Here is a 1,157-nt window from a genome sequence, read left to right as displayed (position 1 = left end):
CTGATCACCTGCGTCGCCGCCGTGGTGACGGCATTGGATGCGGCCGACGCCGCACCGGTGCCCACGCCGTTGGTCGCGGTCACGGTGAAGGTGTAGCGCGTACCCGGGGTCAGCCCGTTGACCGTGATCGGCGAGCCGCTGCCACTGGCGGTGATGTTGCCCGGGTTCGAGATCACGCTGTAGCCGGTAACCACTGCGCCGCCGGTGAAGCCCGGCGCGGCGAAGCTCACCTGCACGCTGTCCGCACCGGTCATGGCCGCCGCGCCGATGACCGGCGCCGCCGGCACCACCGCCTTGACCGCAAACGTCTGGCTCACCCGCGGGGCCGGCAAGGTGCCGGCGTTGCCCGCCTGATCCGCATGAATCGTGCAATCGCCCACCGTGGCGAAGGTCAGCGCGCCATCACCGCCAACACTGCACACGCCCGGCGTGGCAGAGCTGAAGGCCACGCTCAGGCCAGAGTCCACCGAGGCCACCAGCGTCGGCGTCGTGCCGAAGGCCTGTGCGCCCGGGTTGGCGAAGCTGATCACCTGCGTCGCCGCCGTGGTGACGGCATTGGATGCGGCCGACGCCGCACCGGTGCCCGCGCCGTTGGTCGCGGTCACGGTGAAGGTGTAGCGCGTGCCCGGGGTCAGCCCGTTGACCGTGATCGGCGAGCCGCTGCCACTGGCGGTGATGTTGCCCGGGTTCGAGATCACGCTGTAGCCGGTAACCACCGCGCCGCCGGTGAAGCCCGGCGCGGCGAAGCTCACCTGCACGCTGTCCGCACCGGTCATGGCCGCCGCGCCGATGACCGGCGCCGCCGGCACCACCGCCTTGACCGCAAACGTCTGGCTCACCCGCGGGGCCGGCAAGGTGCCGGCGTTGCCCGCCTGATCCGCATGAATCGTGCAATCGCCCACCGTGGCGAAGGTCAGCGCGCCATCACCGCCAACACTGCACACGCCCGGCGTGGCAGAGCTGAAGGCCACGCTCAGGCCAGAGTCCACCGAGGCCACCAGCGTCGGCGTCGTGCCGAAGGCCTGTGCGCCCGGGTTGGCGAAGCTGATCACCTGCGTCGCCGCCGTGGTGACGGCATTGGATGCGGCCGACGCCGCACCGGTGCCCACGCCGTTGGTCGCGGTCACGGTGAAGGTGTAGCGCGTACCCGGGGTCAG

1 protein-coding gene is annotated in these 1,157 nt (G+C 71.3%); it reads right to left on the bottom strand.

The features are described from left to right. The coding region (locus QMX80_RS19175; protein ID WP_282278765.1) for a fibronectin type III domain-containing protein at positions 1 to 1,157 on the bottom strand (1,157 nt) is incomplete at both ends.

The sequence above is a fragment of the Stenotrophomonas sp. PS02297 genome (genome assembly GCF_029959705.1).
GTDB lineage: Bacteria > Pseudomonadota > Gammaproteobacteria > Xanthomonadales > Xanthomonadaceae > Stenotrophomonas > Stenotrophomonas nitritireducens.
Note: the sequence above shows the minus strand (reverse complement) of the source record. Positions and strands in the feature narration are given on the sequence as shown.